We start from the raw sequence: 15,610 nt of genomic DNA on the forward strand, positions 1-15,610 counted from the left end.
TCGTGTACTGGTACAGTGCGTCGCACCCATCGTGGGAAAGTTTTTTTGACTGGAGAATTCGGTAAATGGCGACACTAACCACTACGACCACCCGACCGTCTTTATTTGGCGGCGTGGTGATTATCGGCGGCACAATTATCGGTGCGGGCATGTTCTCGCTGCCGGTGGTGATGTCCGGCGCGTGGTTCTTCTGGTCGCTGGCGGCACTGGTTTTCACCTGGTTCTGCATGCTGCACTCCGGTCTGATGATCCTTGAAGCCAACCTCAACTACCGGATTGGCTCCAGCTTCGACACCATCACCAAAGACCTGCTCGGCAAAGGCTGGAACCTGGTGAACGGCGTGTCGATCGCCTTTGTGCTGTATATCCTGACCTACGCCTATATTTCGGCGAGCGGTTCGATCCTGCACCACACCTTCAGTGAAATGTCGCTGAACGTACCGGCGCGCGCGGCAGGCTTCGGCTTTGCGCTGCTGGTGGCGTTTATTGTCTGGATGAGCACCAAAGCGGTGAGCCGCATGACGGCTATCGTGCTCGGCGCCAAGGTCATCACCTTCTTTCTGACCTTCGGCAGCCTGCTGGGGCATGTCGAACCGACGACGCTGTTTAACGTCGCGGAGAAGAACGCCTCCTATGCGCCCTACCTGCTGATGACGTTGCCGTTCTGCCTGGCCTCGTTTGGTTATCACGGTAACGTGCCGAGCCTGATGAAATATTATGGTAAGGATCCGCGCACCATTACCCGCTGTCTGGTTTACGGTACGCTGTTGGCGCTGGGTCTGTACGTGGTCTGGCTGCTGGTGACGATGGGCAATATTCCCCGTCCGCAGTTTATCGATATCGCGCAGAAGGGCGGTAACATTGATGTGCTGGTGCAGGCCCTGAGTGGTGTGCTGAATAACCGCGGTCTGGATCTGCTGCTGGTGGTGTTCTCCAACTTTGCCGTCGCCAGTTCGTTCCTCGGCGTCACGTTGGGTCTGTTCGACTATCTGGCGGATCTGTTTGGCTTTGACGATAGTGCGATGGGGCGCTTTAAAACCGCGCTGTTGACCTTTATCCCGCCGATGATTGGCGGGCTGGTGAAGCCTGACGGCTTCCTGTATGCCATCGGCTATGCTGGCCTGGCGGCGACGGTATGGGCGGCCATTGTGCCAGCGCTGCTGGCCCGCGCTTCGCGTAAACGCTTCGGCAGCCCACAGTTCCGCGTATGGGGCGGAAAATCGATGATTGTGCTGATTCTGCTCTTTGGTCTCGGCAACGCGGTGGTGCACTTCCTGTCGAGCTTTAATCTGCTGCCGGTTTATCAGTAAGTTTTATTTTACCTGAGCCAGAATTACCGATCTGGCTCAATATATATATGTATACATTCTCTTATTATCAGATAAAGGTTATTTTAAATAAGGGAATGTTTATATGACTGAGCAAGACATAACTTTGCGCAAACTGGAAATTTTCCTGGGATATATGGATACCATGAATATTTCTAAGACGGCAGAGATAATGCATATTTCTCCGGTTAGCGTACACCGTGCGTTGCATTCTTTGGAGGATAATTTACGCTGCGATCTTTTCACACACAATGGCCGAAATTTACATCCCCTACCCGGTGCATGGGTAATGCAAAAGCAGGCCCGCGAGGTGATCAATGCAATGGAACGCTGTATTTATCTGACGCGAGAGGCTTCAGGATTCCATTCTCCTGCATTACGCTTAGGCCTACTCTATTCATTAGTATTAAAAACGGCACCGCAGATAGTACAGGGATTGAAGAAGCGGCGCCCTGAGCTTTCAATTGAGTTTATCATGAACTCTAATAAGAAATTACTAGAGGCGCTTAATGAAGGTAATATCGATGCGGCATTAATCTCGACGCCCGATGAGTATAATTCAAATTTATTCGAAACCTGGACGATATTTTCAGATTCGATTTATTTAGCGGTTCCTGTGCAGGATGCGGATACGCTACAAACCCCCGTGGATCTCTCCCGTTTACAGAGTAAAAAATTTATTGCCTTGAGTGAAGGGTTCGCTACCTGGAGAGGTTTTCAGCAGGCCTTCCGTATCGCTGGTTTTGAGCCGGATATTGCGGTTCGGGTACACGACATTTTTTCGTTAATGAGCATGGTGAATGCCGGGGTGGGTTACACTCTCATACCCGGACGTATGCGTGAGCTTTTTCGGAGTGGGATACGCCTGCTACCTTTGCAGGAAGCCTATCTCATGGAACAAGAAATTTCGCTCGTTTTTCCCCGGAGTCAGGAAAATCATCCTGGACTGCTATCTCTTCTCGCAGAATGCCGTATGTATGCCAGGCAGCTTATGCGGGAGAATAACGATGTAGACAAAGCCCCATGATTTCCTGGGTAATCCGCTGATAAACCTGAGCTTCGCCGTACATGGCGACGGCGAGCCACCGGGAGGTACTGACTAAGGCGATTTTCAGACGGATATGATCGCCGGTGATGGTGTTGGTTAACGCGTGGGTCAACGCCTGGCGGCTGAGTGAGCATAAGGTGAAAATGGCCGACTCCTGCCTGGTGATGATCTGATTCTTCAAAGCACATCCGATGACGCAGCGCTGCAGCTTGTTTCGCAGTTCGTCAGAGGTGCCGCTGATAAACGCAAAGCCGATTCGGTGTTCGGGTTTATCGACCAGTAGCTTTTGCCGGAAAATCTCCTCTTCCTCCTGCGTGCACAGTGAGGCCTGTATCGCAATTTGCCCGGGCTTCATACGTTGAAATGAATACATAAGTCTCCCTGGCGCCTGTTGCATAAAACAACAGGCGCATGCGGTTAAAAGAATGGGGATAAAGAGAGATAGAGCGCAGAGGGTGCCAGCAGACAGCCCAGGCCGGTATAGAAGGTGGCTGTCATTGCGCCATAAGGGACAAGTTTCGGGTCAGTCGCCGCCAGCCCTGCCGCCACGCCGCTGGTAGAACCCATCAGCCCGCCATATACAATGGCTGCAGCGGGAGAGTTCAGTCCGGCGGCTTTGGCCACCAGCGGCGTGACAATCATGATGGCGATAGATTTAATCACGCCGGCAGCGATACTGAGCGCTATAACATCCGAGCTTGCGCTAAGCGCCGCACCGGTAACCGGGCCGACGATAAAGGTCACCGCGCCGCCGCCGATAGTCGCCATGCTGACCGCATCGGTATAGCCGAAGGCCCAGGCAACAATTGCTCCCAGGTAAAAGGAGAGCACAGTGGAGACGACCAGCGCCAGCGCGCCCGCGAGGCCCGCTTTTTTCAGCTCGTCAAGCTTCACGCCAAAGGCGGTGGCGATAATGGCAAAATCACGGAACATGCCGCCGCCCATCAGCGCAATACCGCTAAAAAGCGTGATGTCAGAAAGCCCTTTTTTGCCGCCGGTGAGTTCGCCGCCTAACCAGGCTAGCAGCAGGCCCGCGGCAATGGCGATCGCCGAACTGTGAATTTTACCGCGAAAGACGTGGGTCGAGATCCAGGCCGCGACCCAGCAGACAATACCAACCACCACAAAAGCGGTGATCAGGGCATTGCTGGTGAAGTTACTGGTAAGGATCTTTGTGAGTTGTTCCATTCTTTATGCTCTCCACCGGTTAGTCTGCTGAACGTACCATCGCGCTTTTGCTGCCGATTTTGCTCAGTGGCTTAATCAACAGAAAACCAATCACGACTGCGCCAAGGCCAGCAATAAGCGCCACCGGTCCTCCTTTGAGTGCGGCCACAACGTTCTGGTTCGCGGACATGGCGACAACAATAGGGATATACATCGCGTTCCAGAATCCAACCCCCTGTTCGGCAGGTTTAGATAACAGCCCCTTTTCTGCCAGCTTCTGGGAAATGACGACTAAAAACAGCATGGCAAAGCCGACGCCGCCGATATTGGCGGAAATTCCAAGCAGTAAACCCAAAAGATCGCCGACAATTAACCCGGCGAACATGCACAATCCCATTAACATCAATCCGTAAATAATCATGATGTCTCTCTTTCTATAACCACACTAAAAGCATAAGAGGCTACCCGAACCGGGAAATGACAATAAAGTAAGATAAGGGCCTTTAGCACAGTATGTTTTTATGATGCGGACAGTCAACAGTAAATTTATACGTACACACCCTGCCTGTCATATCAGCGAAATGTTTATCGCTGATATGACTGAGGCATAATGGTTATATCACAAAGGAATGCCGCACTATTTATTTAGTATTAAAAAACGTGACGGTCTACTCAGCGGAAATTTCGAATAAGACCATGCCTGGGTTTACACGTTCGCCTGCGTTCACCGCCAGTGACTTTAATACGCCAGCCTCCGGCGAGGCGACAGGCATTTTCATTTTCATGGCTTCAAGAATAACAACCGGCTGGCCTTTTTCAATTTTATCGCCTACGGCGGCTTTAATTTCATCGACCACACCCGGTACTTTTGATTTAACTTCAGACATATTAATTTCCTTTAATATATTTCATTGAGAGATGTTTTATTAACCCAGCGACATCATGTCGCGTCATTAATTCGACATCGGTATCACCTTTAGCCAGCAGGGTCAGACTCCCGCTAAACCACTCTTTGATATTGATAGAAAAACCGTTGGGCAAATTAATTTCCCCATCAATACGCACTGAATATTGCTGGGCAATATCAGTCAGAACAGAGTAACAATCGCTTAACGCCATTTCGTGCCAGGGCGTAATGCGGATATCTAAATCGGAGCGACTGTCTGTCCATAGCCAGGGCGTCGTCATCTCCAGCGCCACCGACCCCCACACGCCGAGCCCGGTTTCCGGCCCGCGCCATGCCTGACGCAGGGCACTAAAAACACGTATCGCGCTGGTACGACTGACGGCCGGCAGGGTAGCCGTTTGCTCTGGTGTTAACACGCGCGTGACGGCCTGCAATGAAGCAACCGTCGCCAGCCGTAAACGCTGACCCTGCCAGCGCTGCGGAAAGCAAAATCCCAGGGAAATACTCGCCTCATCACGGATGCCCCTGCGCACAATGCCGGGGAGATACCCGGAGAGCAGATAATCCCGCGCCTCTTCCCGCAATGAGGCGGGGAGGGCGCTAAACGCTCCGTTTAACTGCCTCGCGATCAGTCGCAGTTCAGCGCTCTCCAGCCAGCACAGAGTATGGCGTTGCAGGGCGTTCATCGCTGCTTGCTCCATGCTGGATCGTTTTTCGCCTGTTGCTGTAAATCCCGCTGCGCTGCAAGCAGGGCGTCAAACTGCGCGGTGGCCTGCGGACCGATAATATCGACCGGCGCGGCATTTGCCGCTTCCGCCCCAGGAACAGTGACGGGGTAGAGGCGAATATGGGTGGCGCTGGCCTGGGTTTGTAGCTGTGCGCTAACCCGGCAAATACGCCCCTTGATACGTAAAATCGTCCGTGCCGTCCGCTCCACAATTTCCCGGTGATGGGCGGTGGTCGCCATCACCACCATGTCATATTCCGGGGTAGTGCGCTGACGCTTCCAGGTCTGGATTTTGCCCTGCGAATTACACAGATGGCCGTTCATTGCCACGGGAAAGTTGTCCCCGGTCGGCAGGCCGCCGACGATAACTTCCCGCCAGTCACCGCCCTGCGGCGCGGTGACCAGCGAGATATCTTCCCGCAGCGGAAGGCCGTCCAGGATCAGCCAGCCGAACTCCTGGCAACCGTAGACATCATGCAGCCCATAGCCCAGCGAAGCGCACAGCGGAACCAGCTCTTCATCAAGGGGAGTGCCTGCGGTAATCAGCGTCAGCGTTTTGGGTAAATACGCCTTCAGGTTCATCTTTAGCGCCTGTTCCAGCGTGGCGCGTAAAAATGAGGACTCTCCCAGCACCACATTCGGCTGCTGGCGACACAGGGCAACCAGCAGCGCGTCCCGGCAGGAGCGGGATAAAAACGACCAGTGCAGACCGCTCTCATCCAGCGCCTGACGCGTGAACACATTCACCAGCGGCGCGTAGGTCACCACCATATACTGCCCCGCTGTTACGCCGCATTCCGCCAGCACACGCTTACCCGCGGCGATACGCAATGGCAGTTCGTTCTGCGTCACGCCGACGATGTTCTGAAATGCGCTGCTGCCGGTGGTAAAGGTAACCAGCGCAAGGTTCAACGGCGTGTGGATCTCCTCGATAACGTGAGCCGCCGTGGGGCCAGCGATGCCTTTATCGCTAAGCGTACGGCGCGGCATCTCAGTTAACGTGGGGATACCCTGCTGGGCGTCAACCAGCCATTCGAGTGTGGCGATGGGATCGTTCATAGCACGTACTCCAGAATCAGGCCGGCTGATACCGCGCCGCGACCGCCCGATACTCCTCGCGCATCTGCGCCAGAATCACGTTGCGCATTTTTCTGCCGCCGCGCTCTTCGCCTGCGATCCCACGCCCCTGCGGGCCTGTCGCCGTCACGCCAGCCGCCTGTTTCTGCTGGCGCACTTCTGCGATATGGCGAACGATCGCCTCTTTCATCTCCGGGATTGCCTTGATCAGCGCTTCCACTCCGCCCAGTTGCCAGAAGAACTCTGGCCCGGCAGCGAAGACCGGATTGGTACGGGAAAGCTCGCTCAGACGCTCCACGTCCTGGCGGGTAATACGCGCGATACTGCTCAGCGGCATTACGTGGATCATGGTGCCAAATTCCGACGTCAGGCTCAGGATATGGTCGGCCTGCAAACCGTGGCAGAGAAACGCGCCGCTAATAGCGCGACCGATGACCATCGCGATAATCGGGTGTCCGGCATGGCGCGCCTCAGCCAGTGCCAGCTGATAGGCGCCTGTGGCTTTGTTCATGCCGATGATCTCTTCCAGCTTGCCCGGCCCGTTGCCGGGAGTATCGACAATCAGCACCAGCGGACGTTTCTCGCCGACGGGCTTGTCTTTATCCATCGCCAGCGTGCGATAGACCGCTAGCGCCATTTTGTAACCCTCTTCGAGCCCGATAACTCCGGCGTATACCACCGGAAAACGCGGGTTAAAAGTCATGGCATCGTTTGCAATAACGGTGCTGACTTCACCGTTAATGCGGGCGCTGCCGATGACGGCGCCCGGGCCGTAATCCTCATAAGGCAGCTTGAGATAGGCCAGCGCGTTCTCTTCGAAGCTGTTTTCGTCAACAATCAGATCGATAGCGGCACGGCCCTGGCCGAGTAAATTTTCCATTATGCTTCCTCCACCGGCAGGCGTTTAACGTTGCTCAGGAACGTCTCGAGATTCATATCCACCAGCGACTGGGGCGCGGTATTGCCCGCCATCGCCCAGACATCCCGCGCATCTGATGGCTCTGACTCGCTGATTTTTTGCGTTAGCGCCATCTGGGCGCGTACTTTCGCTTCGCTGCCGATGCGGCGCATGGTTTCAATCTGTGGCCAGGGCAGGTCGGCAATCAGCGCGGCCTGCTGGTGGAAGGCTGCAAGCGAGTCGGTAATCAGATAGTTACAATCGCCAACGATGTATTTGTGTTTGCCGCCTGTGGTGCGGAACACCAGCGCGCGGTCTGAGGCGTCAAACTCGCTGCGGCCCATCTCCTGTTCGATGACCTCAGGCCCGGTCAGCCCCAGGCGGCCCGATTCGCTCATCACGATGATGTCGGTGGCGGCGGCGACAAAACCCATCCCGCCAAAGCAGCCGATCTTGCTGCCGATCATCGCCACGACCGGGACGCGACCGCGCAGGGTTTGCAGCATATCCATACACTCGGCGTGGGCCAGCAGCCCGGCGTTGGCCTCATGCAGGCGCACGCCGCCGGTTTCAAAGGAGATGAGAACGATCGGGCGACGGGCCGGGTCGCTGGTCTGCGCCGCCAGTTCGTCCGCCAGCATCAGCGCGCCGACCATTTTTGCGCCGCCCACTTCGCCCACCGCGCCGCCGATAAAGCGCCCTTCCTGGGAGATGACAATGGCCGGGTGCTGGCCCAGCAGGCCGATGCCGGTAACGATGCCGTCGTCAAACTCCACCGCTTCATTCAGCACAGGCAGGTGTGGGCTTGTTCGTTTGTCCGCCGGGCCGATCAGTTCAGTAAAGGTGCCTTTATCCACCAGCGAACTGGCGCGAACGCGGGCGCTGGCTTCCAGAAAACGCAGATCATTCATGATGGATTTCTCCCGGCATAGCCTGCTGTAACGCTTGCTGAATTCGTAACGCGACGACCGCAGGCGTGGCGTTGTTGTCGTTGATGCTGACCTGCATGTTGCCCAGCGGTCCGTTGTCCAGAAACCGTTTCAGAACAATTTCCCAAATATGATCGAAACCGGTCACCGGCGTGCAGATGCTGACTTCAATACCGCCCGCCAGCGCTTTCGGCTCCAGCAGGACCTCCAGATCGCCGGAGCCAACAACGCCGCAGTGCACGGTATGCGGCAGAGATGCTCTTTCGCGGGTGCTGCTGAAATGATGTGATATTTGATGTAGAGCCATGTCCTTTTCCCCTACCAGTTACGAAATCGAGCGGGCGGGTTATAGAGTCCGCCAGACCAGTCAACCAGATCGCGAATGCTTTTCGCCGCCAGCATCTGACGGTTGGCGCGGCGACGGTCAATGCCTAAATCTTCCGGGGTTTTCACGATGCCTGCCTCACGTAGCGCCTGGGTTTGCGCTGGGTCGGCGGCCAAGCCGATATCGGTATAGCCCGCAACGGCGCGGATGGCCGCCATGCGCTGTTCCAGACCATCGCAGCGGTGCAGATAGGCGACACCTTCTTCGGTTAATACGTGGGTGACGTCATCGGCGTAGACCATCACCGGCGGCAGGGCGAGGCCTGCTTTTTCCGCCAGTTGCCAGGCGTCCAGTTTGTCGACAAACGCCGGCTGGCGCTTCTCACGGAAGGTTTCCTGCATCTGTACGACCAGACGTTTACCGCGCGGTATATCGCCAATCAGCTGCTGCTGAGTGACGTTGAACTCTTCACCGCACTTCAACCAGGATGCGGTGGCATGGCGGCGACCTTTGGCATCGCAGCCCATGTTTGGAGCACCCCCAAAGCCGGAGACGCGACTGGCGGTGGCGGTACTGCTGTTACCGTATTTATCGATCTGCAAGGTGCCGCCGATAAACATGTCCAGCGCGTAGTGGCCTGCAGCTTGGGCGAAGGCGCGGTTGGAGCGTAGCGTGCCGTCCTGGCCGATATAAAAGACGTCCGGGCGTTCGGCGACATATTTCTCCATGCCCAGTTCGCCGCCGAAGCAGTGCACCGACTGGATCCAGCCGCTTTCGATCGCCGGGATCAGCGTCGGATGCGGGTTGAGTACCATATGGGTACAGACTTTGCCTTTCAGCCCCAGCTCCTCGCCGTAGGTGGGCAGCAGCAGCTCAATGGCGGCGGTGAAGAAGCCAATGCCGTGGTTAATGCGCTCAACGCCGTATTCGGCATAGATACCTTTCAGCGCCATCATTGCCATCAGTACATGGGTGTCGGTAATGAGTCCCGGATCGCGGGTAAACAGCGGCTCGACGTAGAACGGGCGCGGCGCTTCAATCACCGCATTTACCCAGTCGCCGGGGATATCAACGCGCGGCACTTTATCGACAATCTTGTTGACCTGCGCGATCACAATCCCCTGGCGGAAGTGGGTGGCTTCGGTAATAACAGGAGTATCTTCGGTGTTAAAGCCGGTGTAGAGATTGCCGTCTTTATCCGCTTCAAAGGCGGTGATTAGCGACACGCGCGGCGTGAGGTCGACAAAGTACCGGCTGAACAGCTCCAGATAGGTGTGGATGGCCCCGAGCTTGATCTTACCGTCCTGGATCAGCTTCGCCAGACGTCCATCCTGCGGCCCGGCATAGGCGAAATCGAGCTTTTCAGCGATGCCCTTTTCAAACAAATCCAGATGGCTGGACAACGGTACGGATGACTGCACCATATGCAGGCCGGAGATCTTTTGCGGATCAAGCTGGCACAGGCATTCGGAGAGAAAATCCGCCTGTTTCTGGTTATTGCCCTCGATATTGACGCGATCGCAGCTTCGAATAACGGCTTCCAGCGCGGCGACAGTATCTTTGGCGTCGATAATTTTGCCGTCACGGAAATACGGGGCCAGCTGATTCAGGCGCTGTGCCGTATCGTCCTTGAGTTGATGCCAGTTGTGCTCTTTTAGCATGGGTTGACTCCATTAATTCAGCAGGAATAGCGTGGAGATAAAGATCCCGGTGGCGATAGCCGAGACGATCAGACCGCTCACGCCCGCACCCATCGCCAGCGGCAGGATGATGGCGTAGGGGTTCTCATTGTTAACCTCTTTCTGCGCGATTTTTGCCGTCGTCGGCAGGCAGGAGACGCCCGCAATACCGATAGCCGGGTTATAACGCCCCTTTGAGATAAACCAGATAAACCAGCCGCCCAGCAGAGCGCCGACGGCGGAAATGGCCAGCGCGCCGATACCAAGGATCAGGATGATGGCAACTTTCGGGTCGAGAATAGTTTGCGCTTCGCACAGCGTGCCCAGCAGCAGGCCGAGAAACAGCGTTGCGGTATAGGTCAGCGTGGATTCCAGTAATTTCTGGAACGGTTCGATCTCCGCCTCTTTAATAGCGATGCCGAGGAAGAACGAGAGGATCAGCGGCGCGGCGACCGGCAGCAGCAGGCACAACAGCAGGCAGGAGCAGACGGTAAAGATGAATTTCGCTTTCTTCGATACGGTGGGGTATTCAATTTCAACTTCCATGCCACGGTATTTTTTCGGTACCAGCAGACGCACCAGGTACGGATAACCGGCATAGGTCAGGCTCAGGTAGAGATAAGCGATAATGGCAATGGGGACGAACAGGTTCGGTGCCAGGATAAGGGAGGCAAAGAGCACCATCGGCCCATCTGCGCCGCCGATAGTGGCAATCGACGCGGCTTCGTTGGCGGGCAGGCCGAATACTTCAATACCCAGAAGCAGCGCGGCGAAGGTTCCCGCCTCGGCGAACAGGGCGACAACAATGCTGGCCCAGGGGCGGAGCAGAATAAAGCTGATGTCGCTCATTGCGCCAATGCCGAAGAAAACGATACAGGCGATGAGACCATTGCTAAAGGTGAAGTTATAGACCGGCTGCAGGAAGTTTACCTGCATCAGGTTTATCAGTTCGTTAGGTTCGCTGACCATCGGGTCGAGGATTAAGGTCCCGGTTTGCCCGCTCGCCAGAAACAGTACCCCGGCGTTAACCGCGATCATACCAAGGCCCATCGGCACCATAATTAACGGTTCAAGCTTTCGGCGGAACCCCATCCAGGCCAATATAAAGCCGAGAACAATTAACAGAAAACGTGTAATGGCTATTTTCGGATCTTCAATAAAAAAGGTGCCAATGCCCGAAAAGAGCTTAATAAAGATATCCATAACTATATTCCTGATGGCAAAGGTAAAGTTCGAAAATTAATCGTCGGTGATATTTAACTTATTCATCATCTTGTTGACGCCAACGATGATGCCGACAACCGCAAATGAAATTACAATCGTTAAGCCATACGTTAATAAAGTATAAAAATAGATGTTCATATTCTTCCTTATGTCATATCTCCTTGCGGCTGGTGGCAAAGAAAATACATCGCCAGACACAGCGCTAATAAATCGGCCGAACCGCCAGGGCTGACCCACTTATCCAGGCACCATGAATTAAAATCAGCCAGTTCCTGCTCGATCGCAGGGTTAAACATTCCGCCCTGCGTCACTAAACGTCGAGCATATTGCTTCATTTCCGCCAGCGCCTGCTGGCCGCCGCGAAACAGCACGGTAGTGTCATTGCAATGGGCCATTAAGGTGAGCAGCGTATGAATAAGCGCTTCCCGCCAGGTCAGCCCGTTGTCCAGCGCCTGATGCAACGCGGGTAAGCCAATCTGGCAAACCAGTGGGAAGCCTTGCTCTGCCTCGCCGCGCACGCCGGTAATGCCGAATCCAACATACAATCTCTCACCGTGGGTTTGCGCCGGGCGTTCGGCCAGGGCTGCGAAATCCCGACGGCAGAGATCGTGGCAGAGTTTAGCGACACACTGGCTTAAAGCGTGATATGAGAGGGTTTCCCTGCGCCCGGAAAGCCATCCTGCTGCTGTCGCCAGAACCGCGCCGGAAAAAAGGATGCCGCGCTGGGTATTAACCTGCTGTGTTGCTCGCAGCAGCGTATTTTCATAATGAATGCCAATGGCACGTATTGTTGTAAAAAGTTCCCCTGGCGAGCCCTGATGATTTTCCCCAGCATGGGCGCAGGCACTAAAACAGGGGGCAATAGCCGATGAACTGGTAATAAATAACCAGATATCCATATCTTTATGCGCCCCTTGTGAATGAGGTGTAACAAGGCCGGGTTTAGGCCAGGCGGAGACCTCCATTAACAGCGCTTTTAATAAGCACTCGCCGATCCACATAGCACGGGCAGTTGGTTGGATCATGGGCATTCTCTTTTACCATGTTCAGGGTTGGAAAATAAAACAGAAGAAAACTAACACCGTTGAATGAGGGGGGCAATTACGCCAGAGGTAATGTAATTACGCTCAACGTAATAAGGCGGGGGTTATGCGAAAATATGAATGAAGACGATCACAAAATGGTTTAGCGGGTGAAAAGAAATGCGGCAAAAATGCCGCATAGCTCACTATCCCAACAGCTCCTCTTTCACCTGCATCGCTAAATCAAACGAATACAGGCGCGCCTGATGGTCGAAGATCTGGCCATTGACCATGATTTCGTCCGCCTCGGTTTCGCGCAGAATCGACGCTAAACCATGACGAACCTTAGCCTTATCGCCGACCAGCGACATGCTTAACGCCTGCTGCACGCCATACTGCTCAGACGCTGACCACAGCTGATGCATATTTTCCACCGGCGGCGGCAGTTGTCCGGTTTCGCCGCGACGCAGCTTCACAAACGCCTGCTGCATGGAAGTGAAGAGAAACTCCGCATCGCGGTTGCTGTCGGCGGCGATGATATTGATACACACCATCGCGTACGGTTTTTCCAGCCGCGCCGAAGGTTTGAAATTGCTGCGATACAGATGCAGCGCCTGGAACAGCATGTCCGGCGCGAAGTGTGAGGCGAAAGCAAACGGCAGGCCGAGCTGCGCCGCCAGCTGGGCGCTGTACAGGCTTGAGCCCAGCAGCCACACCGGAATTCGTTCGCCATAGCCGGGAACCGGACGCACGTGCGGGTTCGGATCGCGGGCGTCAAACCAGTCCACCAGTTCTGCCACGTCTCGGGGGAAGTTATCGACATCGCCGCTCATATGGCGGCGCAGGGCGCGCATGGTCGGCTGATCGCTACCTGGCGCGCGGCCAAGTCCGAGATCGATACGCCCGGGATAAAGGGTACTCAGGGTGCCGAACTGTTCGGCGATCACCAGCGGTGAGTGGTTGGGCAGCATCACCCCGCCGGAACCGAGATGCAGAGTGGTGGTATTGGCGGCGAGATAGCCTATCAGCACTGAGGTCGCCGCGCTGGCAATGCCGACCATATTATGGTGCTCCGCCAGCCAGTAGCGGTGATAGCCGCGCGATTCGGCCAGCCGGGCAAGATCCAGAGAGTGGGTAAAGGCTTCTTTGGCAGAAGATCCTTGCGGGATCGGCGCCAGGTCGAGCACCGAGAACGGAACAGATTTGTCAGTCATAAAGGCTCACTTTGCTACAGCATCGTCATCAGATTGAAGGTCTTCTTCCAGCCTGGCGCATCCTGGACGCGCCAGCCAGAAAAGCTGCATCTTTAATAATGCATTAAAATCTGAGCACTGTTGTTAACAAAGTGAGCGGTTTATCAGGCTTGCAGCACCAGACCGGGCAGCCGTTTCCAGTAGCCGTTGCAATCACTATTGCTGGTAAGATCCAGTGGCGCAGCACCGTTTTCGTTGGCGCGGAAGGCCTCTAGCATAGCGAAGGTTTCGTTGCCCATCGGCGACAGGCGCACCATATCCACCAGGCCGTGCATCGAGGTTAACTCGTTGCCAAGGTTATAGACGTAGCCGCTCATCGTCTGGATACCGTTGAGCACGAACACCTGCTGGTTCTCCTGCGACAGCATGCTGCGTCCGGTCGGGTACTTGATGCAACAGGTTTCGCATTCGTCCTTTGGCCGGTCTTCCGAGCGGGCGGTAAAGCAGCGCGCGGAATAGGCCAGCGGCAGATGGCCGTAGCTCAGCACTTCCACTTCAAACTGGTTGCGAATACCCAGCTCTTCGCACTGGGTCAGTAAATTTGCCAGCCAGTCGCGGGAAAGCTCTACCGGCATGCACCAACGCATCATGCCTTGTTTCAGCAGCAGGCGCAGAGTGACGGCGTTATAGCAGTTCAGCGCATGCCCGGCAACGAACGGCAGCTTGCGTTCGGCACAGAGGTTCACCACGCCAAGGTCGCTGGCCTCAATCAGGAACTCGCCATTCTCGACATAGCGCTTCAGTTCGCCCAGTTCGGAAGAGGCCTGCACCAGCGCGAGGGTAGACAGCACCACCTGTTTGCCGCTACCGGCCAGCGCTTTTGCCATCTCGATCCAGTCGCCAACTTTGGTGGCGCGGCGTTTGCTGCACACGGCTTCGCCGAGATAAATGGTGTCGGCGCTGCTGTTTGCCGCCTGCTGGTAAAAATCTTCCAGCGTCTCTTTTGGCCAGTAGTACAGCACCGGCCCTAATGAATATTTCATGTTTCTCACTGCCATTTACGGTGATAGGCGCCAAGGGTGGTTTGCGTCCCTTCGGACATCGAACCAAGGGTTTCCATCCAGGCGGATTGCGGCACAAAATTCTGCGGATCGGCTTTGCAGCGGTCGATCGCCTGGCGCCAGACTTTCGCCACCTGGGTAACGTACGCCGGGCTGCGCTGACGGCCTTCGATTTTCACCGAGGCGATATTGGCGGCCATCAATTCCGGCAACAGCTCCAGGGTGTTGAGGCTGGTGGGCTCCTCCAGCGCATGGTAGCGCTCGCCATCGACCAGGTAGCGGCCTTTGCACAGTGTCGGATAACCGGCGTTTTCGCCATCCTGATAGCGGTCGATCAGCACCTCATTAAGGCGCGATTCCAGCCCCTGCGGCGTTTGCTGCCAACGCACGAAGCGGGCAGGCGAACAGGCGCCGACGGTATTCGGCGATTCGCCGGTCAGGTAGGAAGAGAGATAGCAGCGGCCTTCCGCCATGATGCACAGGCTGCCGAAGGCGAAGACTTCCAGCGGCACCGGCGTGGCGCGGGCCAATTGTTTTACCTGGTGAATAGATAACACTCGTGGCAGTACGACACGCGCCACGTCAAAGTTGCGATGATAGAAGCGAATGGCCTCTTCATTGGTGGCGGAAGCCTGCACCGAAACGTGACGCTCAATGTGTGGATAACGCTCCGCGGCGTACTCCAGCATGGCAATATCGGCCAGGATGAGCGCATCGGCGCCCAGCTGGGCGGCCATATCCACCGCGCGCTGCCAGCGGGCATAGCCGTCGGGATGGGCAAAGGTGTTGATCGCAATATGCAGCTTACGACGGTGCTGATGCACAAAGCTGACGGCTTCCTGCAGTTTTTTTTCGGTGAAATTAAGGCCGGCAAAGTGGCGGGCGTTGGTGTCATCTTTCAGCCCGATATAGACGGCATCGGCGCCGTTTTCGATGGCCGCCTTAAGCGCCGGAAGGTTACCGGCTGGGCAGAGCAGCTCCATAATTTTTCCTGAAAAATGCGGCCGGTCAGGGACGCTGAATGG

17 protein-coding genes are annotated in these 15,610 nt (G+C 55.6%); 2 read left to right on the forward strand and 15 right to left on the reverse strand.

Annotated elements, in window-relative coordinates; translation table 11 throughout:
* The first annotated feature begins 65 nt into the window (after positions 1-65).
* Positions 66-1,310, forward strand: a complete 1,245-nt coding sequence (gene mtr, locus CWM54_RS10230) for a tryptophan permease (protein WP_100696978.1) — start codon at positions 66-68, stop codon at positions 1,308-1,310.
* Positions 1,311-1,413: 103 nt separating this feature from the next.
* A complete protein-coding gene (locus CWM54_RS10235) occupies positions 1,414-2,355 on the forward strand; it encodes a LysR family transcriptional regulator (protein ID WP_100696980.1) in 942 nt (313 codons plus the stop codon).
* Here the strand turns inward: CWM54_RS10235 and CWM54_RS10240 are convergent.
* The 15 genes from CWM54_RS10240 to ubiU form a co-directional block, all read right to left on the reverse strand.
* Positions 2,318-2,749, reverse strand: coding sequence for a HutP family protein (locus tag CWM54_RS10240; RefSeq protein ID WP_100696982.1), 432 nt, complete (start codon positions 2,747-2,749; stop codon positions 2,318-2,320). The two genes, CWM54_RS10235 and CWM54_RS10240, sit on opposite strands and share 38 nt — an antisense overlap.
* A 44-nt stretch (positions 2,750-2,793) precedes the next feature.
* Entirely contained in the window at positions 2,794-3,564 is a 771-nt protein-coding gene (gene madM, locus CWM54_RS10245) for a malonate transporter subunit MadM (protein WP_100696984.1), read from the reverse strand.
* A 19-nt stretch (positions 3,565-3,583) separates the two neighbouring features.
* Entirely contained in the window at positions 3,584-3,964 is a 381-nt protein-coding gene (gene madL / locus CWM54_RS10250; protein WP_100696986.1) for a malonate transporter subunit MadL, read from the reverse strand.
* A gap of 247 nt (positions 3,965-4,211) precedes the next feature.
* Entirely contained in the window at positions 4,212-4,430 is a 219-nt protein-coding gene (locus CWM54_RS10255; protein ID WP_100696988.1) for an acetyl-CoA carboxylase biotin carboxyl carrier protein subunit, read from the reverse strand.
* A 1-nt stretch (position 4,431) separates the two neighbouring features.
* Positions 4,432-5,136, reverse strand: a complete 705-nt coding sequence (mdcG, locus tag CWM54_RS10260; RefSeq protein WP_100696990.1) for a malonate decarboxylase holo-[acyl-carrier-protein] synthase — start codon at positions 5,134-5,136, stop codon at positions 4,432-4,434.
* Entirely contained in the window at positions 5,133-6,236 is a 1,104-nt protein-coding gene (locus tag CWM54_RS10265) for an acyl carrier protein (protein WP_100696992.1), read from the reverse strand. Before CWM54_RS10265 ends, mdcG begins: the two co-directional genes overlap by 4 nt.
* A 16-nt stretch (positions 6,237-6,252) precedes the next feature.
* Positions 6,253-7,134 (reverse strand): biotin-independent malonate decarboxylase subunit gamma, encoded by an 882-nt coding sequence (mdcE, locus tag CWM54_RS10270; protein WP_100696994.1) that lies wholly within the window; start codon positions 7,132-7,134, stop codon positions 6,253-6,255.
* Complete coding sequence (locus tag CWM54_RS10275) at positions 7,134-8,063, reverse strand: biotin-independent malonate decarboxylase subunit beta (RefSeq protein WP_100696996.1); 930 nt, start codon at positions 8,061-8,063, stop codon at positions 7,134-7,136. The genes mdcE and CWM54_RS10275 overlap by 1 nt, the downstream gene beginning before the upstream one ends.
* Positions 8,056-8,388: a malonate decarboxylase acyl carrier protein gene (gene mdcC, locus CWM54_RS10280; protein WP_100696998.1), complete on the reverse strand. Its 333-nt coding sequence runs from the start codon at positions 8,386-8,388 to the stop codon at positions 8,056-8,058. The genes CWM54_RS10275 and mdcC overlap by 8 nt, the downstream gene beginning before the upstream one ends.
* 11 nt (positions 8,389-8,399) lie before the next feature.
* Positions 8,400-10,067: a malonate decarboxylase subunit alpha gene (mdcA, locus tag CWM54_RS10285; RefSeq protein ID WP_100697000.1), complete on the reverse strand. Its 1,668-nt coding sequence runs from the start codon at positions 10,065-10,067 to the stop codon at positions 8,400-8,402.
* Between the two features lie 12 nt (positions 10,068-10,079).
* Positions 10,080-11,288: a Na+-transporting malonate decarboxylase, carboxybiotin decarboxylase subunit gene (madB, locus tag CWM54_RS10290; RefSeq protein WP_100697002.1), complete on the reverse strand. Its 1,209-nt coding sequence runs from the start codon at positions 11,286-11,288 to the stop codon at positions 10,080-10,082.
* 167 nt (positions 11,289-11,455) lie between these two features.
* Positions 11,456-12,334 carry a triphosphoribosyl-dephospho-CoA synthase CitG gene (gene citG, locus CWM54_RS10295; RefSeq protein WP_100697477.1) on the reverse strand — a complete coding sequence of 293 codons (879 nt, stop codon included), beginning with the start codon at positions 12,332-12,334 and terminating at the stop codon, positions 11,456-11,458.
* Between the two features lie 203 nt (positions 12,335-12,537).
* Positions 12,538-13,545 (reverse strand): luciferase-like monooxygenase, encoded by a 1,008-nt coding sequence (locus CWM54_RS10300; protein WP_100697004.1) that lies wholly within the window; start codon positions 13,543-13,545, stop codon positions 12,538-12,540.
* 143 nt (positions 13,546-13,688) lie between these two features.
* Complete coding sequence (locus CWM54_RS10305) at positions 13,689-14,567, reverse strand: U32 family peptidase (protein WP_012540484.1); 879 nt, start codon at positions 14,565-14,567, stop codon at positions 13,689-13,691.
* Between the two features lie 5 nt (positions 14,568-14,572).
* Positions 14,573-15,568, reverse strand: coding sequence for a ubiquinone anaerobic biosynthesis protein UbiU (ubiU, locus tag CWM54_RS10310; RefSeq protein WP_004206164.1), 996 nt, complete (start codon positions 15,566-15,568; stop codon positions 14,573-14,575).
* Between the last annotated feature and the right edge of the window lie 42 nt (positions 15,569-15,610).

Origin of the sequence: Klebsiella sp. D-Nf1, assembly GCF_002810515.1 — a bacterium.
In the GTDB taxonomy this organism is placed as follows: domain Bacteria; phylum Pseudomonadota; class Gammaproteobacteria; order Enterobacterales; family Enterobacteriaceae; genus Klebsiella; species Klebsiella variicola.